Raw genomic sequence first — 17,299 nt, forward strand, 5'->3', positions numbered from 1 at the left:
GTCGCCGCTCATTGGGTGCTCCTTGCAAAGCCGCGGGCGGCGCGTTTTTCCAGGAAGTGCATGCTGATCATCGCCAGCACGGTCAGGCCCAGGTACATGAACGCCGCGACCATGAAGAAGGTGAACGGTTGCTTGGTGACGGTCACGCCGATCTGCGCGTGGCGCATGATTTCTTCAAGGCCGATTACCGACACCAGTGCAGTGTCTTTCATCAGGATCATGAACAGGTTGCCCAGGCCTGGCAGGGCGATACGCCACATCTGCGGCATGATCAACCGGGTGAAAATCCGAAATTTCGACAGCCCCAATGCCACACCGGCTTCGCGGTGGCCCTTGGGAATGGCGAGGATCGCGCCGCGGAACACTTCCGTGGCGTAGGCGCCAAAGCACAGGCCCAGGGCGATCACCCCGGCGGCAAAGGCACTCAAGGACAGGTCGGGGTTACCGAAGAACTCCCCGAGGGCACGCATCAGGTTGACCGTGCCGAAGTAAATCAGCAGCACCCACAACAGCTCGGGAATACCGCGAACGATGGTCGAATAAGCACCGCCCAGCCATTGCAGCGGCTTGTAGGGCGAAGTCTTGGCCAAGGCGCCGGCAAGGCCGAGCACCAGCCCCAGACACAGGGCCGTGAGCGCCAGTTTGACGGTCATCAGCGCGCCAGCGGCGAGCGCCGGGCCGAATCCGTAGAGATCGAAATTCATGGTGTTTTCATATCGCGGCAGGCATTGCTGAAAGCCGGCGCGCTCAACCGAGCGCACCGGGCAGGCCGTTCAGGTCATTCGATGCTGAACGGGAAGTACTTGTCGTTGATTTTCTTGTAGGTGCCGTCTGCCTTGATCTCTGCCAGGGCTTTGTTCAGGCGCTCGCGCAGCGGGTCGCCCTTGCGTACGGCGATACCGATCTTGTCGCTTTCCACCACCGGGTCGCCTTTGAATTCATAGGCCGAACCGTCTTTGCTCTTGAGCCACTCGTACTGCACGTACTTGTCGGCGAGGATGCCGTCCAGGCGACCGGAGGTCAGGTCGAGGTAGGCGTTTTCCTGGGTGTCGTAGAGCTTGGCTTCGGTGTCCGGCAGCTTGTCTTCCAGGTAGGTACCGGCCAGCGTTGCACGCTGTGCACCAATGACTTTGCCCTTGAGGTAAGCGGCGTCTGTCTTGAAGTCCGCTGTGGCTTTTGGTGCGATGAATTGCAGCTTGTTGGAGTAGTACGGGTCGGTGAAGTCGACGGCCTGCTTGCGTTCATCGGTGATCGACAGCGAGGACACCAGGAAGTCGAACTTCTTGGCGTTCAGGGCCGGGATGATGCCGTCCCAGTCGGACACGTACACTTCGCACTTCTCGACTTTCATCTTGGCGCACAGGGCGTCGCCGATGTCTTTGTCAAAGCCCACGACATTGCCGCTGGCGTCTTTATTGTTGAACGGCGGGTAGGCCGCTTCGATCCCCATTTTCAAGGTTTCTGCCATGGCCGTGGCGCTGAACGCCATCGAGACGGCCGCGGCCAGAAGGAATTTTTTATAGTTCTGCATGCATGTTGCTCCGTTAGCGGTTGCTGGACATGAATTGTTTGCAGCGCGCCGAAAGCGGGTTTTCAAATACCTGCTGTGGCGATCCTTGCTCTTCTACCAGACCCTGGTGCAGGAACACCACTTCGCTGGACACCTGGCGGGCAAAGCCCATTTCATGGGTGACCAGCAGCATGGTGCGGCCTTCTTCGGCCAGTGCGCGGATCACATTAAGTACTTCCTGGACCATTTCCGGGTCAAGCGCCGAAGTGGGCTCATCGAACAGGATGACTTTAGGCTGCATGGCCAGGGTGCGTGCAATCGCCGCCCGCTGCTGCTGGCCGCCGGAGAGTTGGGCAGGGTAGGCGTGGCGCTTGTCGCCGATGCCGACCTTGGCCAGCAGGGCCTCGGCCACTTCTATCGCTTCGGCCTTGCTTTGGCCGAGCACGCGGCGTGGCGCCTCGATGATGTTGTCGAGGATGCTCATGTGCGGCCACAGGTTAAAGTTTTGAAACACAAAACCGATTTCGCTGCGCAGGCGGTTGATCTGCTTGCCGTCGGCGGCCATCAGCTCGCCGTTTTTCGCGGCCTTGAGCTTGAGCTCTTCACCGGCCACCAGGATCTGGCCCTGATGCGGGTTCTCCAGCAGGTTGATACAACGCAGGAAGGTAGACTTGCCGGAACCGGAAGAACCCAGGATCGAGATCACGTCGCCGTCGCGTGCGGTCAGCGAGATACCCTTGAGTACCTCCAGCTCACCATAGCGTTTATGCAAGTTGCGGATTTCAAGCGCGGGCGTGGCCTCGGCCATGTGCGGTCCTCATTGTGTTCGGTGCGTGCTTCGCTGTTGGGCCGCCTTCCTGGCGAGGCGCCAAGCTAGCATAGCGTTTGGATGACAGCCAACAGCGCTGCGGACGGTTAACCGGTGGTGTGCGGCAGGGTGTCGCATCGGCACAGTAGCGTGTCGCGCCATCAACAACCGAACAGCCGTTTGAACCGGAAAAGCCACAGGCTTCGCGTAAAAAAGGGCGCGATGGTGCCAGCTTTGGCCGGGTGTTGGAAGGGTTAACCGGGCAAACGGTCCATATCAGTCCTTATATGGAGCGTCACGCACTTTTTGTGTGTGTTTTTGGTGCGCCTGTTCATCTTGGATGTGGGTCACACGGTAACGCTATAGCGGAATGCCATTGTTCTCAAAGACTTGCGATGACTGTTGAATTGTCCTACAGGCCGCGTCAATCGCGGTTTCGTAACATTTTGGCGCAAATCTTGCGTAAAAAATAAAGAACGCCCTGTTGGTTTCTTTTCACGAGAGAGGCAGCAACTGGGCGAACCGTTTTCGCAATTCCTCGCAAAGGTGTGTCAATGAGTAGTACGCAAAGCTCCAATGACCTCGAACAGGGGCTCAAACCGCGTCACGTCACCATGCTGTCGATTGCCGGCGTGATCGGTGCCGGTTTGTTTGTCGGCTCCGGCCATGCGATTGCTGCCGCTGGCCCGGCTGTGCTGTTGGCCTATGCGGCTGCCGGTACGCTGGTGGTGTTAGTGATGCGGATGCTGGCCGAGATGGCCGTTGCGTCACCGGACACGGGTTCGTTCTCAACTTATGCCGACCGCGCAATCGGCCACTGGGCCGGTTTTACCATCGGTTGGTTGTACTGGTGGTTCTGGGTACTGGTGATTCCGTTGGAGGCCAACGCGGCGGCGACCATCCTGCATGCCTGGTTCCCCGATGTGGCAATCTGGGCCTTTACCCTGATCATTACGCTGCTGCTGACTGCGACCAATTTGTTCAGCGTAAAGAACTACGGTGAGTTCGAGTTCTGGTTTGCGTTGATCAAAGTCGTGGCGATCGTAGGCTTTGTGATCCTCGGCCTGGCGGCGATTTTCGGCTTCTTGCCCACCAGCCAGGTCAGCGGTGTGTCGCACCTGTTCGACACCCAGGGCTTTATGCCCAACGGCATGGGCGCGGTCTTGGCGGCGATCCTGACCACCATGTTCTCCTTCATGGGCACCGAGATCGTCACCATCGCCGCAGCGGAATCGAAGAACCCCGGCCAGCAGATCACCAAGGCCACCAACTCGGTGATCTGGCGGATTGGTTTGTTCTACCTGTTGTCGATCTTCATCGTGGTATCCCTGGTGCCATGGAACGATCCGACCCTGGCCGCCGTAGGTTCCTATCAGACCGTGCTGGAACGCATGGGCATCCCGAACGCCAAGCTGATCGTCGACCTGGTGGTGCTGGTTGCTGTAACCAGCTGCTTGAACTCGGCGCTGTATACCGCTTCGCGTATGCTGTTTTCCCTGGGGCGTCGCGGTGATGCGCCAGCGGTTGCCAAGCGCACCAACAAGAGCGGCACGCCTTACTGGGCGGTGTTGCTGTCCACCGGTGCGGCGTTCCTGGCGGTGTTTGCCAACTATGTGGCGCCGGCGGCCGTATTCGAGTTCCTGCTGGCCAGCTCCGGCGCCATTGCCTTGCTGGTTTACCTGGTGATTGCTGTGTCGCAACTGCGCATGCGCCAGAAGCGCGCGGCGGCGGGCGAGAAGATCGTGTTCAAGATGTGGCTGTTCCCTGGCCTGACCTACGCGGTGATGGTGTTTATCGTCGGTACGTTGACCATCATGCTGTTCCAGGAAGCGCACCGGGTCGAGATCATCGCGACGGGAGTGTTGAGCTTGCTGGTGGTGTTGGCGGGGTTGTTCGTGGCGAGCCGCCGCAAGGCCCAGAAATCAGGCGCAGCAGTGCTCAACTGACGGAATGTGATGCAAATGTGGGAGGGGGCTTGCTCCCGATGGCGGTGTGTCAGTCACTTGGATGTCGACTGAGACTCTGCCATCGGGAGCAAGCCCCCTCCCACATTTTGATATGGGTCAGTCTGTTGAGGCTGTCAGCGCTTGGGATGCTGCCACGTAGTCCGCCTGGAACTGCGGCGATTCGATCCATGCCAGCGCAGCGGCCTCGTCATCGCTGTCTGTCGCCCACTGCCGATATTCAATCAGCGCCGCCAGGATAAAGTCGGTCGCTTCCTCTTCGCCTTCCTGCTCCAGCACCAGCGCCAGCAGCGGGTGCGCCAGGAATACCGCGCACAGTGCCTGCTGGCTGATCTCGCCTGCGGTGCGCATCTCGACGAACAGTTCGGTCAAGTCCACCGACTCAAGATCGATGCGGCTGTCGTCGCCGGCGAACGCATCCGGCTTGGCCGCGACGGCACGCTGGGTGCGGTTTTGCTTGGCCTTGGTCTTTGCCCGCTGGGCGCGTTTTTGCTGCTTGTTCGGCGAGGCCATGGGCTCAACGTCCTTGGGTTCTGGATCTGGGTGGGGTATTGAAGCGCAGGTTGGGGTAAATCCCAAGGAAATCCGGGCGGATCTGGTCGTTCATCGCGCTCGACCGTCAGGCCATAGATCAATAGGCTACGGCTTTGTCATCCGCCAGAGCGTCCTCATGACCCGCGATGCCCTTGAGCATAACCAGATCCCCTTCTATTTTGTCGCCATTCTGCTGGCCGCTGCCTGTGGTGTGTTTGCGCCGGTACTGGCTCACGGTTTGAGCGTATTGATCACGCCTGCCATCGCGGTATTGATGTACGCGATGTTCCTGCAAATTCCTTTCCTCGATCTGCGCCAGGGTTTGGGCAATATCCGTTTTGTCTCGGCGCTGTTGCTGGCCAATTTTGTTCTGGTGCCGTTGCTGGTGTGGGCGCTGACCCGTGGTCTGTTGGAGCATCCCGCGCTGTTGGTGGGGGCATTACTGGTGTTGTTGACGCCCTGTATTGATTACGTGGTGGTGTTCACCCACATCGGCAAGGGCGACTCGCGGTCGATGCTGGCGGCCACGCCGTTGCTGTTGCTGTCGCAGTTGGCACTGCTGCCGGTGTACCTGGGCTTTATGCTGGGCGCGCACTCGGGAGTGGTGGTTCAGATCGGCCCGTTTATCGAGGCATTCCTGTGGTTGATCCTGGTGCCGATGCTGCTGGCCGTGCTGACGGCCTACCTGGCGCGGCGATCAACGCTTGTCGGCAAATGGAGCAATGCGTGGGCCTGGTTGCCGGTGCCGACGATGGCCCTGGTGCTGTTCGTGGTGATTGGGTCGCAGATCACATCAGTGATGCGCGACATCGACCTGCTGCTGCCGGTGCTTGCGATCTACCTGGGCTTTGTACTGCTGGCGCCGTTGATGGGGATCCTGGCTGCACGGCTGTTGGCACTGCCTGCGCCAAGTGCACGGGCGGTGACATTCAGTGCGTCAACGCGCAACTCGCTGGTGGTATTGCCGTTGGCGCTGGCCTTGCCGGAGGACGTGCGTGGGTTGGCTGCCGCGGCGGTGATCCTGCAAACCTTGGTCGAGTTGGTGGCCGAGTTGGTCTACGTTCGCCTGATCCCGGCAGTGGTGTGGTACCCAAGTCGGTAAAAACGTGAATGTTCAGGTTCGTTCAGGCGCTATTCAGGGCTGCGGTCGGCACCATACGCCAGCGCTTCCCACCTGACAGGCCACCCGATGGATCATCGCAACCGTATTCGCCTGGAGTCCCTGGGCCTCTTTCTGATTGCCCTGTTGTTGTTCACGTTGGGAATCTGGGATCAGCAGCCCCAGGGCTTTGATGGGCGCTGGGCGTTGTTCATGCAGGAAATGTTTCGCCACGGCGCAAGCTTTTTTCCCACCACCTACGGTCAGCCTTACGCGGACTACCCAGGCACTGCGACTTTCTTCAGTTTTGTATTCGCCCGCTGGTTTGATGCACCGAATCATTTGGCGAATGTATTGCCCACCGCGCTTGCGTCGGCCGGTGTGATCGCGCTGATGTACCGCTTGCTGGCGCCGTTCAGTCGTCCATGGGCGTTTTTGACGGTGTTGCTGACGCTACTCACCACCCAGTTGCTCGAAAAATCGCGCTCGGTCTGCCTCGACCAGATGATCGCGCTGTTGTGTGTCGGCAGTTTCTATCTGCTGCACAGTGGCGAGCGCCAGGGGGCGCGCCTGCGGCAACTGGCGGTGTTCCCGTTGTTCGTCCTGGCTTTTGCAATCCGTGGCCCGCTGGGGTTGATTGAGGTCTGTGGGGTGGTGTGCGTGTATTGGGCGCTGGGCAGGCCGGGCGAGCGCGTTCGGCAAGTGCTGATCCACGGCGTTATCGGCCTGGTGCTGCTCGCGGTGTGCTGGTGGCTGCTGATGAAGCTTGCGCGGTTCAGTGGCGGTGATGCCTTTGCTGATGAAGTGTTCAAGATGCAGGTTGGCGGGCGCCTGGATGAGTCCGGCGAGCCGTTCTATTTTTACTTTCAGCTGAGTTTGTACCGTTACTTCCCGGTGGTGCCGCTGGCGTTGGCCACCCTGGTCGCGCTGCGCCAACGCTGGCCTGAGCGCTGGGCCCATGAGGACCTGCAACTGCTGGTGCGTCTCGCAGCCTGTGGCTTGATGATTCTGCTCGGCTTGTCAGTGCCGCACTTCAAGCGCGCTTATTACATCTTGCCGATGGTGCCGATGTTTGCGGCTGTCGCGGCCTATGGGCTGCTCCAGGCGCAAGGTTGGCTGGTGGGCGTGCGCCGTTGTTACGAAGGGCTTGTCGCAGCGCTGCCGGCGCTGTGCGTGGTTGTGTTGTTTGTGTGTCGGCATGCTTGGCACAAGCAGGGCTATTGGCCGGATATTTCCTTGCCGCTGATGATTGGTGTGTTGGTGTTGCTGCAACTCGCAGCGTTGATTGCCTGGCGCCGGCCGTTGCGTTTGGTATGGCTCAGCGTGATAGCACTGGCGGCGCAATGGTCGTTGCTGGTAGCGGTGATAGAGCCGGCCAAGGACCTGCAATTCGACACCCGACGGTTTGTCAGCCAGGTGGAGGCACTACGTGAGTCGCAGCCTGGCCCTTTGGTATTTGTCGACCTGGCCCGAGACACCTGGGCGGTGCGCTACATGATGAACCTGGATCACGATGAGCAGCCACTGTTTGTCGAGCGTCACCAGCTTGAGCAACTGAGTGCGCTGCCCCGGCCATCCTGGGTGATTGTGCCGCGCAAGGAGACTGCGCTGTTGAAAGGCTCGCCAGTGGAGCAACTGTCGCCAAGCTTTGCGGGGCGGTTGAATGACAATCCGTTGATGGTGTTTTTGCTGAAGTGAGGGGGCAACTTGGCGGGCCCCCTCATGGATAAGGTTTGTCCAGCTGCTCAGGAATAAAGCCTTCTTCGCGCAGGGATTTGATAACCCCTCTGATCAAATAATTATTTGAGAACCCGATTGTGTACTGCCGAGCACCTGGACTGATGGGAAGCAGCATCCCTTGGTCGACCAGTTTTTTTATTTGATAGGTTCTTTGGGCGGCGGACAGTGTCGGTAGAGCGTCAGCGATATCGCCCGACTTGACCACCTTCAGTTGCATCGCCGTGCTCAGAATTTTCTCTTCAAGAGGCGTTATCCATGCGCGGTCTTTCGCCAATGCAATGGTGGGGGCGAGAATGTGTCTGGTCAGGTAGCCGTAGTCCGTCAGCCTGCTGACTTTCTCTAATTCATCTCTAATGCCTGCCAGCACATACGTACACCAAGCCTCAAGGCCTTCCTTGGTGCCTGTGTCAGCGGTGGAAAGCATCGCGTAATACTTTTCGCGGTCGATACAGAAGACTGCCGTCGGATTCAGGACTCGGCCGCCAGCGCTGACGTTGAAGCCGTACTTCATCAACATTGCGTACGTCAGAAGGCGCACGACGCGGCCATTGCCGTTGCCAAATGGGTGGATCCAGCCAAATCGGTGGTGGGCCAGCGCGACTTTCATCAGATCGTACTTGGGGGCATCCTGCTTATTCACAAAGGCGACGAGTTCTTGCATGTAGCCTGGCACCATCACCGCCTCGGGCGGGAGGTGATCGGACTGGGCAATGCTGACCCCGGACTCGCGGTAAGCACCTGGCGTACGATCACCTTCGCGTTGCAGTCCCTGGACGGTGATTGAGTGAAGCTCTCGAATCGCAAACTCCGTGAGATCAGCGCCGGTCTGCATGATGCTTTCGACGTAGTCCATGGCCTTTTCGATATTCGCAATTTCCCGCAACGGATCTGAAGCCTCGGCGGCCCCTTCGACTTTGCTTTCGATGTAGTCGGCCAGTGTCGTGTGGTTGCCCTCGATACGTGCAGAGCCCAGGCTTTCCAGCGTATGAAACAGGGCTTTCAACTGGAAAAAAACAGCAGGCGGTGTATCGCCACCCAGTTGCAGGCGGCGCAGGTGTTCCAGCTCGCTCAGAACATCAACCAGGCCCGAGTCGAACGAGGGGTTCAATAGCTCCAGATCGTGATGAGCAAACTCGGGCATATGGAAAGTATCTCCAATTGATATTTTGATTATCTCGAAATAAGGCTGATTTGATGCCCGTAGGGAAGGCGTTAGGGGCCTGATGAGGCCCTACACTATCTCAAAAAATCAGTTCGGATAAGTGAAAAATATCCCAAATGAAACTAGGTCGGGTCGGCTTTGGTCAGGGTGCCCAAGCTGTATCCGGACGGGAGCAAGCTATTTGCAGCGATACCCCTCAGGCATCGTCACCGTGTAATTTCGCTGCACGCGGTCCTGGAAGTTCAGGTTCTGCAGGCCCTGCTGCACCAGGAAAGCTTCGACCTTGGCCGCCTGGCAATCGTCGTTATAGGACGATACTCGCAGCACGTACACCGCACGCCTGCTCGCTTCATCCCGAGCGGTCGCGCGGAAGGTGGTGAGGGTGGTGTAGCCGGTGCGTTCCGATGTGCCCACCGGGCCATAGGAGGTGTTCGGGACGCTGGTGCAGGTCAGTTGGTCGGTCTTCTTCTTGTTCTTCTTGCACTGCGTGGTCGTGCTGTTTGCCACCGGGCCATAGTCGGTAGCGGTATAGCGGTAAGTGACCTGCTTGCTTTCGACATCAAGAGTGATGGTCATTTTGATCGGTGCATGGTTCTTGGGCAGTGTGGTGTCGGTAAAGACATTGCGAAAGCCCTGGTCCTTCATGGCGCTGACCATGTCGCGCAGGTAGTAGCGGGCATTGAGTGCGTTTTCGTCGCTGCCACCGACAGACGTCACCAATACGGTTGCCTGGCGGTCGAAGTGATAGTCCGGATCGGGTGTTGCGTTGATCGCTACGTCCATTTGCGTGGCGCATCCACTGAGTAGTGCCGTCAGCAGTAATAGCGAGCAGAGCAAGAGGCGTGTCATGGAAGAAACCTTACAACGGAGAATTTGGTAAAGGCTGAACGATTGAGCCCAGCGAAAAATAACCCTCAATCGTCCTGCTGCGACATTGTGTCCAGAAGTACTCAGGGCCCATTAAATCGCAGGCAATAAAAAACCCCAAGGAACACATTGTTCCTTGGGGTTTCTCGGTATTTTGGTGCCCAGAGACGGAATCGAACCGCCGACACGGGGATTTTCAATCCCCTGCTCTACCGACTGAGCTATCTGGGCAACGGGGCGCATTAAACGGGTTTTTCAGGGGGTCGTCAAGCAAGTTTTCAAAAAATATTTAATTATTACCGTCGCTTACGTGCAGACCCCGGTTTTTGATCAATTATTGAGCAGGCGGCACGTAGCCGTCAGCCTTGGCGTATTCCTCGCCGGAAAAGAACTTGTCCATTTCGCCCGCCAGGTATTTGCGGTCTTCGGCGTTCATCATGTTCAAGCGTTTTTCATTGATCAGCAGGGTCTGGTGTTTCAACCAGTCTTCCCAGGCTTTCTTGGAAACGTTGTCGTAAATGTCCTGGCCCTTGGCGCCCGGATAGGGAGGGCGTTCCAGTCCTTCCAGTTCTTCTTTGTACTTGCGGCACATAACGTTGCGGGTCATGACGAAACTCCTGCGTTCAATACGTCGGCCGCGCGCTTGAGCAACGTCTTTACCGGGGCGGCAAGGCCCAGGCGCGGCGGGGTGGCGAGGTTATACCAGAGCCAGTCGGCCTCGGCCACGTGATGGGCGGATTCCTCGACCTGGACCAGCCAGGGTTCGATGGCCAACTGGAAGTGGCTGAAGGTGTGGACCAGCCCGGGGAGCTCCTGATGCTTGCCCAGTTGCAGCGCGTGCTGGTTGGCCAAATGGTCAAGGTCTTCCAGGTCGTCCAGCTCCGGCAAGCTCCACAAACCGCCCCACAGGCCCGTGGAAGGGCGACGGTAAAGCAGGATCGCGCCCTCGGCGTTCGCCAGCATGGGCATCAGCGTGCGCTTCTGCGGGATGGTCTTGCGCGGCTTGGGGATCGGGTAGCGTGTCTCCAGGCCAAGCATGTGGGCCTCGCAGCCTTTTTCCAGCGGGCACAGCAGGCAGTTGGGTTTGCTGCGGGTGCAGAGCGTGGCGCCCATGTCCATCATCGCCTGGGTGTAGGCGTTGACACGGGTATGGGGCGTAAAGCGCTCTGCGGTGGCCCACAGCTGCTTGGCCACCTTGGGCTCGCCTGGGTAACCCTCTTGCGCGGTAAAGCGCGCCAGCACGCGCTTGACGTTGCCGTCGAGGATCGGCGCGCGCAGGCCCATGCTCAGGCTGGCGATTGCACCGGCGGTGGACAGGCCAATGCCTGGCAGCTCGGTGAGCTTTTCCACGTCGCGGGGAAACTCGCCGCCGTGCTCGTTCACCACGATCTTGGCGGTCTTCTGCAGGTTGCGCGCCCGGGTGTAGTAGCCCAGGCCGGTCCACAGGTGCAGCACTTCGTCTTCCGGCGCGGCCGCCAGGGCTTCGACCGTCGGCAGAGACGCCATGAACCGGTCGAAGTAATTGAGCACGGTGCTGACCTGGGTCTGTTGCAGCATGATCTCCGACACCCACACCCGGTAAGGTGTGATGCCCTGTTGCCAGGGCAGGTCATGGCGGCCGTGGCGGTCGTACCAGTCGAGTACCGCCGCTGAAAACTGCTCGTCTCTCATCGGTTGAACAGACCTTTCAAGGCGTCCTTGATTTTTGGATTGACCTTGTCGAGCTTCTCTTCCAGCTTCTCGTTAAGGCGATTGCCGGCAGCCTTGAGGGCGACCTGGCCCAGGCCATCCTTGTCCAGGCGGCAGGCCTTGGCGCCCAGCTCCAGCGGGCCGCGGCAGCGCAACGGCACTTCGATACCCTGGAAGTTGGTGCCGACCTGGCAGGCCGGATCTGGCACCTCCCGCTGGTCGCCTTCGACGATGATGCCGACGCGGTAGTCCATGCCCAGCACGCGCAAGTCGACATCGCCATTGCCATTGACCGTCAGCCCTGGGATACGCACTTTCAGGTCAGGGTTGCTGGCCACGCCGTTACGGAACGTCAGATTGCCGCGCAGTTCCTGAAAGGGGGTGTCCTTGCCCGGTGGTGTATTGCTCAAGGTCTTGCGGTTGAGCAGGGCGATACCGGTGCAGACCTGTTGCTCAATGTTGGCGTTGAGCAGCACGCCATTATTGATCACAAAGCTGGCGGTACCGTTGAGGCTGTCGATCAGCGCCTTCTGGCTGTTTCCACGCCCGGTCAGGTTGCTGTCCAGGGTGACCTGGCCTTTTACTGGCGGGTTTTTCCCCTGGGCTTGCAGGATCTTCTCCACCGGCACTTGCTTGATTTGGGTTCGCAGCGCCAGCAGTGGCAGGTCCTGGCGCACATCGAGTGTGCCGTTGGCCTGGAAGGTGCCGTTGTAGAGCCCGCCACTCAAGCTGTCGAGCTTGAGCTGGCCGTCGATACCCGAAGCTTTCAGCGCCGCGTTCTGGATCGGCAACTGGCTCAGGGTGAGCTGGCCGAACGCCAGGTCGGCGTTGATATCCAGGCTGCGCAGGCGGGTCAGTGGCAGCAGCTTGTCGGTGCTCCAGGCGCCTTTGGTTGGTGCGTCCGGCAATGGCGTGCTGCCCCCGGCTGCCATGGCGCCGGCTTCGCTGCTTTGCACTTCGGCCTGGCGTGCGGCGGTTGCGCCTTTGGCCGCTTCGGATTTGGCCGGCAGGTAATTGTCGGCGTTGAAGGTATCGGCCTTGAGTTGTAAACGCAGGGACTGCTTGGCGAAATCGTCCACAGCGACGCGGCCAGTGAAAGTGCTTTCGTCAAGTTTCAGGTTCAGGTTTTCCAGGGCCACGCTGGTGGGCGTGCCCCTCAGACGGCTGACCAGTTCGACCTTGCTCAGGCTGCCCGGGGCCATAGCCGGCAATGGGTGACCGACGCTGTCGAGAAACTTGGCCAGGTCAAACTGGGCGACAGACAGGGCGCCGCTGATTTGCGGGGTCTTGTCCAGGTCATTGACCTTCAATTCGCCCAAGGCGCGTAACTGGTTGGCAGAAAGTTTCAGGTTGGTCCATTCGGCGATATTGGCCGCCAGGTCCACCAGCAATTGGCCCTGGGTGGAGAAGCTCACGGTCTTGCCTTGCAACGGCTCGCCAGTGGCTTCGCCGCTAAAGCGCATGTCTTCGAACTGGTAGCGCTTGAGGGCACGCTGGATGCGCAAGTTGCCGTTCAGCTCGGTCTTGACACGCATCAGCGGCTGGTTGCTGCCCAGGAACGCGGTGAGTTTCAGTGGAATGCTGGCGCCTTCGTGGATCGCGCCGGCACTGAGCTGGATGCTTTCGGCACTGAATTGCTTGCCGGTCTGTTCATCGTTGTATTCGACGCGGGCGTTGTTGATGGTCAGGCTATCGATATCCAGGCGGATCGGTTGTGGCGGTTTCTCCGGCTTGGTTTCAGCCACCGGTTCCACTGGCGCAGGCGCGGCTGCGGGGGCCTCGGCAGTCGCATCGGGTACGTTCTTGCCGATGTCTTCCCAGTTGCCATGGCCTTGCTTGTCGCGGTTCAGGCGCAGGTTCAGGCCCTCGACGCGCACATCGCTCATTTGCACTTCACGGCGCAGCAGCGGCAGCACACGTACCGACAGGCCGAGCATCTGCAAATCGGCGAATGGTTGAGTCGGTGCGGTCAGGGTCGCGACGCTGGCCTCGTGCAATTCCAGGCCCAGCCAGGGAAACAGGCTCCAACCGATATCGCCATTGAGCGTCAGCTCGATGTGGGCCTTGTCGCGGGCTATCTGGCGAATTTCTTCTTTGTAGTCGTTGGGATCGAAGAGGTGGGTCAGGGCAAAGCCGAGCGCCACAATGATCAGCAACAGCCCGAGAAGTACCAGACCCAGGATTTTGCCGAACGCTTTCATGGGCGAGTCCTTGTATGTCGATTTCAAAATTTAGCCGCAGAGTATAACGCCCGGCGGCCTGCGTCAGTTCACGGATCGTTACATTGTATCCAGTGACGCGAAAATAGGATTTTGACGTCAGAAAAATGCAGATAATCCAAAAAAGGTAGTGGCAGTTTGATTTTTCTGTCATCCACTGGTGCTAATCTCTGCACGTTCGTCCGCCTTCTGCGACTTAACGTCGCGCCTAAAATGGAGCTTCACTCAACAAAACGGCCACGCTTTGCGTGCAAGGCCGAGGGAGAGAGCGCCTGACGGACGCATATTAATAAATGGGGGAAACACCAATGAGCACTAGCACTGTGGCCGGCGCCGTCGCCGCACAGCCCGCGTTCCTGTCCAAGGAACGCATCATCGCCAAGCCGGGGTTCAACCGCTGGCTGGTTCCACCGGCCGCCCTGGCCATCCACTTGTGTATCGGCATGGCCTACGGCTTCTCGGTATTCTGGCTGCCATTGTCCAAGGCGCTGGGGATCAGCGCACCGGTGGCTTGCGCGCCGGACATGAGCTTCATCGCCCAAGTCTTCTCGTCTCAATGCGACTGGCCCATCTCCATGCTGGGCTGGATCTACACCCTGTTCTTCATCTTCCTGGGCTGCTCGGCAGCGATCTGGGGCGGTTGGCTGGAACATGCCGGGCCGCGCAAGGCCGGGGTTGTCTCGGCACTGTGCTGGTGCGGTGGCTTGCTGATTTCTGCGCTGGGTATCTATACCCACCAGATCTGGCTGATGTGGATCGGCTCCGGGGTCATTGGTGGCATCGGCCTGGGCCTGGGCTATATCTCGCCCGTATCGACCCTGATCAAGTGGTTCCCGGACAAGCGCGGCATGGCGACCGGCATGGCGATCATGGGCTTCGGCGGTGGCGCGATGGTGGGCGCACCCCTGGCCGCAGCGCTGATGGGCCACTTCTCTTCACCGACCAGCGTGGGCGTGTGGCAGAGCTTCGTGGTCATGGCGGCGATTTACTTCGTGTTCATGATCGGTGGCGCATTGCTGTACCGCGTGCCGCCGACGGGCTGGAAGCCTGAGGGTTGGACCGCGCCGGCGAAAAAAGCCAGCAACGCGATGATCACTCACCGCCACGTGCATGTGAATGTCGCGTGGAAAACCCCGCAATTCCGCCTGGTATGGCTGGTGTTGTGCCTGAACGTATCGGCCGGTATCGGCATTCTCGGCATGGCCTCGCCACTGTTGCAGGAAGTGTTCGGCGGCAAGCTGCTGGGTGTTGATGTGCCATTTGGCCAGTTGGACGCCGGTCAGCTTGCCTCCATTGCGGCGATTGCCGCTGGCTTTACTGGCCTGCTGAGCCTGTTCAACATCGGGGGCCGGTTCTTCTGGGCGTCGTTCTCCGATTACCTGGGGCGTAAAAATACCTACTTCGTGTTCTTTGCACTGGGTTTTGCCCTGTACGCGCTGATCCCGAACCTGGGGCACCTGGGTAACGTCGCGCTGTTCGTGGCTGCGTTCTGCATCGTGCTGTCGATGTACGGCGGTGGTTTTGCCACCGTCCCGGCTTACCTGGCTGACCTGTTCGGTACTCAGATGGTGGGTGCCATCCACGGTCGCCTGCTGACCGCTTGGGCGGCTGCGGGCGTGTTGGGGCCGGTTCTGGTGAACTACCTGCGTGAATACCAGCTGAGCATCGGCGTTGAACGCGCTGCGGCCTACGACATCACCTTGTATATCCTCGCCGGTCTGCTGGTGCTGGGCTTTATCTGCAATATGCTGGTACGCCCGGTGGCCGACAAGTACTTCATGACTGACGCCGAACTGGCCGCCGAACAGGCGCTGGGGCATGACAAAGGTGCCGATGCGACCACCGTGCTGGAGTGGAAAGCGTCCGCCGGCAGCAAGCCGTTGGCGGTTGCCGCCTGGCTGGTGGTGGGTATTCCGTTGGCGTGGGGTGTGTGGGTGACCCTGCAGAAGACCGCGGTACTGTTCCACTAACACTGCAAAACCCTTGTGGGAGGGGGCTTGCTCCCGATGGCGGCGCATCAGTCAGTGCATTGTTGACTGATCTACCGCTATCGGGAGCAAGCCCCCTCCCACATTGGTTATGCATGTATGCACATGTCTATCCCCGACACTCCATCAGTCTTATCCCCTTCGATGTTTCTGTTTAGCGCCCACGCCCCTATAATGGCTGCCTTTTTCGCCCAATGATTTTGCGGAGCTGGTGATGGCCGAACGTAAGGCGTCTGTCGAGCGCGACACTCTGGAAACCCAGATCAAAGCCTCGATCAACCTGGATGGCACCGGAAAGGCCCGATTTGATATCGGTGTACCTTTTCTTGAGCACATGCTGGACCAGATCGCCCGTCATGGGCTGATCGACCTGGATATCGTCGGCAAGGGCGACCTGCACATCGACGACCACCACATGGTGGAAGACGTGGGCATCACCCTCGGCCAGGCCTTTGCCAAGGCTGTTGGCGACAAGAAAGGCATCCGTCGTTACGGTCATGCCTATGTCCCGCTGGACGAAGCGCTGTCGCGTGTGGTCATCGACTTCTCCGGCCGGCCAGGCCTGCAGATGCACGTGCCCTACACCCGCGCCAACGTTGGCCGCGGCTTTGACGTCGACCTGTTCCAGGAATTCTTCCAGGGCTTCGTCAACCACGCCCTCGTCAGCCTGCATATCGACAACCTGCGCGGCACCAACACTCACCACCAGATCGAAACCGTGTTCAAGGCTTTCGGCCGCGCACTGCGCATGGCCGTGGAAGTCGATGAGCGCATGGGCGGGCAAATGCCGTCGACCAAGGGCGTCTTGTAATGCAGACGGTCGCGGTTATCGATTACGGCATGGGTAACCTGCACTCGGTAGCCAAGGCTCTCGAGCACGTAGGCGCCGGCAAGGTGCTGATCACCAGCGATGCCAACGTGATTCGCGAAGCCGACCGCGTGGTGTTCCCCGGTGTGGGTGCGATTCGCGATTGCATGGCCGAGATCCGCCGCCTGGGCTTTGACAGCCTGGTGCGCGAGGTTAGCCAGGATCGGCCGTTCCTCGGTATCTGCGTGGGCATGCAAGCCTTGCTCGACAGCAGCGAAGAGAACGACGGCGTCGACTGCATCGGCCTGTTTCCAGGCCAGGTGAAGTTCTTCGGCAAGGGCCTGCATGAAGACGGCGAGCATTTGAAGGTCCCGCACATGGGCTGGAACGAGGTGCGCCGCACCGTCGACCACCCGCTGTGGCATGAGATCCCGGACATGGCACGTTTCTACTTCGTGCACAGCTACTACATCGCCGCCGGTGACCGGCGCCAGGTGGTGGGTGGCGGGCACTACGGTGTCGATTTCGCCGCAGCGCTGGCCGACGGTTCGCGCTTTGCCGTGCAGTTTCACCCGGAGAAGAGCCATACCCATGGCCTGCAATTGCTGCAGAACTTCGCCGCGTGGGATGGTCGCTGGTAAATGGCCAAGAAACCGAAACCGCCGATCTTGAACCTCACGCCCGAACAGGAGCGTGTGGCCACCGACAAGATCAAGCGGTTCATGGAGGACCGCTTCGAGCTCAAGCTGGGTTCGTTCGAGGTCGCCGAGATTCTTGAGTTGTTCACCACCGAAGTGGCGCCGCATTATTACAACAGGGCGATTTTCGATACGCAGACGCTCCTCAAAGAAAGGTTCGAAAGCATCGAAAGCGACTTGTGGTCGCTTGAGAAACCCTGATTTCCCAAGCAT

General features: G+C 59.4%; 16 protein-coding genes and 1 tRNA gene. 7 read left to right on the plus strand and 10 right to left on the minus strand.

From position 1 onward, the window contains the following. Positions 1-8: 8 nt before the first annotated feature. From QYQ93_RS02465 to QYQ93_RS02475, 3 genes are all read right to left on the minus strand, one after another. Positions 9-704, minus strand: coding sequence for an ABC transporter permease (locus QYQ93_RS02465; RefSeq protein WP_032878373.1), 696 nt, complete (start codon positions 702-704; stop codon positions 9-11). Positions 705-778: 74 nt separating this feature from the next. Then, on the minus strand, positions 779-1,531 hold the full coding sequence (locus tag QYQ93_RS02470; protein WP_003187758.1) for an ABC transporter substrate-binding protein: 753 nt from the start codon (positions 1,529-1,531) through the stop codon (positions 779-781). Positions 1,532-1,544: 13 nt separating this feature from the next. Beyond that, complete coding sequence (locus QYQ93_RS02475) at positions 1,545-2,318, minus strand: ABC transporter ATP-binding protein (RefSeq protein WP_025859203.1); 774 nt, start codon at positions 2,316-2,318, stop codon at positions 1,545-1,547. Between the two features lie 554 nt (positions 2,319-2,872). Here QYQ93_RS02475 and gabP point away from each other — a divergent pair. Then, positions 2,873-4,264: a GABA permease gene (gene gabP, locus QYQ93_RS02480; protein ID WP_043047308.1), complete on the plus strand. Its 1,392-nt coding sequence runs from the start codon at positions 2,873-2,875 to the stop codon at positions 4,262-4,264. A 117-nt stretch (positions 4,265-4,381) separates the two neighbouring features. Here the strand turns inward: gabP and QYQ93_RS02485 are convergent, their stop codons facing one another. Continuing rightward, positions 4,382-4,795, minus strand: coding sequence for a hypothetical protein (locus tag QYQ93_RS02485; protein ID WP_005783897.1), 414 nt, complete (start codon positions 4,793-4,795; stop codon positions 4,382-4,384). 157 nt (positions 4,796-4,952) lie between these two features. Here QYQ93_RS02485 and QYQ93_RS02490 point away from each other — a divergent pair, with 157 nt between their 5' ends. Both QYQ93_RS02490 and QYQ93_RS02495 read left to right on the plus strand, forming a co-directional pair. Beyond that, positions 4,953-5,918, plus strand: coding sequence for an arsenic resistance protein (locus QYQ93_RS02490; protein ID WP_338476252.1), 966 nt, complete (start codon positions 4,953-4,955; stop codon positions 5,916-5,918). 87 nt (positions 5,919-6,005) lie between these two features. Beyond that, positions 6,006-7,613 carry a hypothetical protein gene (locus QYQ93_RS02495; protein ID WP_338476253.1) on the plus strand — a complete coding sequence of 536 codons (1,608 nt, stop codon included), beginning with the start codon at positions 6,006-6,008 and terminating at the stop codon, positions 7,611-7,613. Positions 7,614-7,635: 22 nt separating this feature from the next. Here QYQ93_RS02495 and QYQ93_RS02500 read toward each other — a convergent pair whose 3' ends face one another. The 6 genes from QYQ93_RS02500 to QYQ93_RS02525 form a co-directional block, all read right to left on the minus strand. Beyond that, on the minus strand, positions 7,636-8,796 hold the full coding sequence (locus QYQ93_RS02500; RefSeq protein ID WP_043047305.1) for a Fic family protein: 1,161 nt from the start codon (positions 8,794-8,796) through the stop codon (positions 7,636-7,638). Between the two features lie 198 nt (positions 8,797-8,994). Continuing rightward, positions 8,995-9,666, minus strand: a complete 672-nt coding sequence (locus QYQ93_RS02505; RefSeq protein ID WP_043047304.1) for a hypothetical protein — start codon at positions 9,664-9,666, stop codon at positions 8,995-8,997. Between the two features lie 173 nt (positions 9,667-9,839). Then, positions 9,840-9,915: transfer RNA gene (locus QYQ93_RS02510), tRNA-Phe, on the minus strand. 103 nt (positions 9,916-10,018) lie between these two features. Beyond that, positions 10,019-10,291 carry an oxidative damage protection protein gene (locus QYQ93_RS02515; protein WP_338476255.1) on the minus strand — a complete coding sequence of 91 codons (273 nt, stop codon included), beginning with the start codon at positions 10,289-10,291 and terminating at the stop codon, positions 10,019-10,021. Continuing rightward, the gene (gene mutY, locus QYQ93_RS02520; RefSeq protein ID WP_338476256.1) at positions 10,288-11,355 is read right to left on the minus strand and encodes an A/G-specific adenine glycosylase; all 1,068 of its coding nucleotides are present in this window, start codon (positions 11,353-11,355) and stop codon (positions 10,288-10,290) included. The genes QYQ93_RS02515 and mutY overlap by 4 nt, the downstream gene beginning before the upstream one ends. After that, positions 11,352-13,574 (minus strand): AsmA family protein, encoded by a 2,223-nt coding sequence (locus tag QYQ93_RS02525; RefSeq protein ID WP_338476257.1) that lies wholly within the window; start codon positions 13,572-13,574, stop codon positions 11,352-11,354. Before QYQ93_RS02525 ends, mutY begins: the two co-directional genes overlap by 4 nt. A 326-nt stretch (positions 13,575-13,900) precedes the next feature. Here QYQ93_RS02525 and QYQ93_RS02530 point away from each other — a divergent pair, with 326 nt between their 5' ends. The 4 genes from QYQ93_RS02530 (at position 13,901) to QYQ93_RS02545 (ending at position 17,287) form a co-directional block, all read left to right on the plus strand. Then, the gene (locus tag QYQ93_RS02530; protein ID WP_043047300.1) at positions 13,901-15,562 is read left to right on the plus strand and encodes an OFA family MFS transporter; all 1,662 of its coding nucleotides are present in this window, start codon (positions 13,901-13,903) and stop codon (positions 15,560-15,562) included. Between the two features lie 232 nt (positions 15,563-15,794). After that, positions 15,795-16,391 carry an imidazoleglycerol-phosphate dehydratase HisB gene (gene hisB, locus QYQ93_RS02535; RefSeq protein WP_043047299.1) on the plus strand — a complete coding sequence of 199 codons (597 nt, stop codon included), beginning with the start codon at positions 15,795-15,797 and terminating at the stop codon, positions 16,389-16,391. Then, a complete protein-coding gene (gene hisH / locus QYQ93_RS02540) occupies positions 16,391-17,029 on the plus strand; it encodes an imidazole glycerol phosphate synthase subunit HisH (protein WP_338476258.1) in 639 nt (212 codons plus the stop codon). The genes hisB and hisH overlap by 1 nt, the downstream gene beginning before the upstream one ends. Further along, positions 17,030-17,287 carry a DUF2164 domain-containing protein gene (locus tag QYQ93_RS02545; protein ID WP_338476259.1) on the plus strand — a complete coding sequence of 86 codons (258 nt, stop codon included), beginning with the start codon at positions 17,030-17,032 and terminating at the stop codon, positions 17,285-17,287. Positions 17,288-17,299: the final 12 nt, after the last annotated feature.

It is taken from the genome of Pseudomonas khavaziana, from assembly GCF_036704165.1.
Lineage (GTDB): Bacteria > Pseudomonadota > Gammaproteobacteria > Pseudomonadales > Pseudomonadaceae > Aquipseudomonas > Aquipseudomonas khavaziana.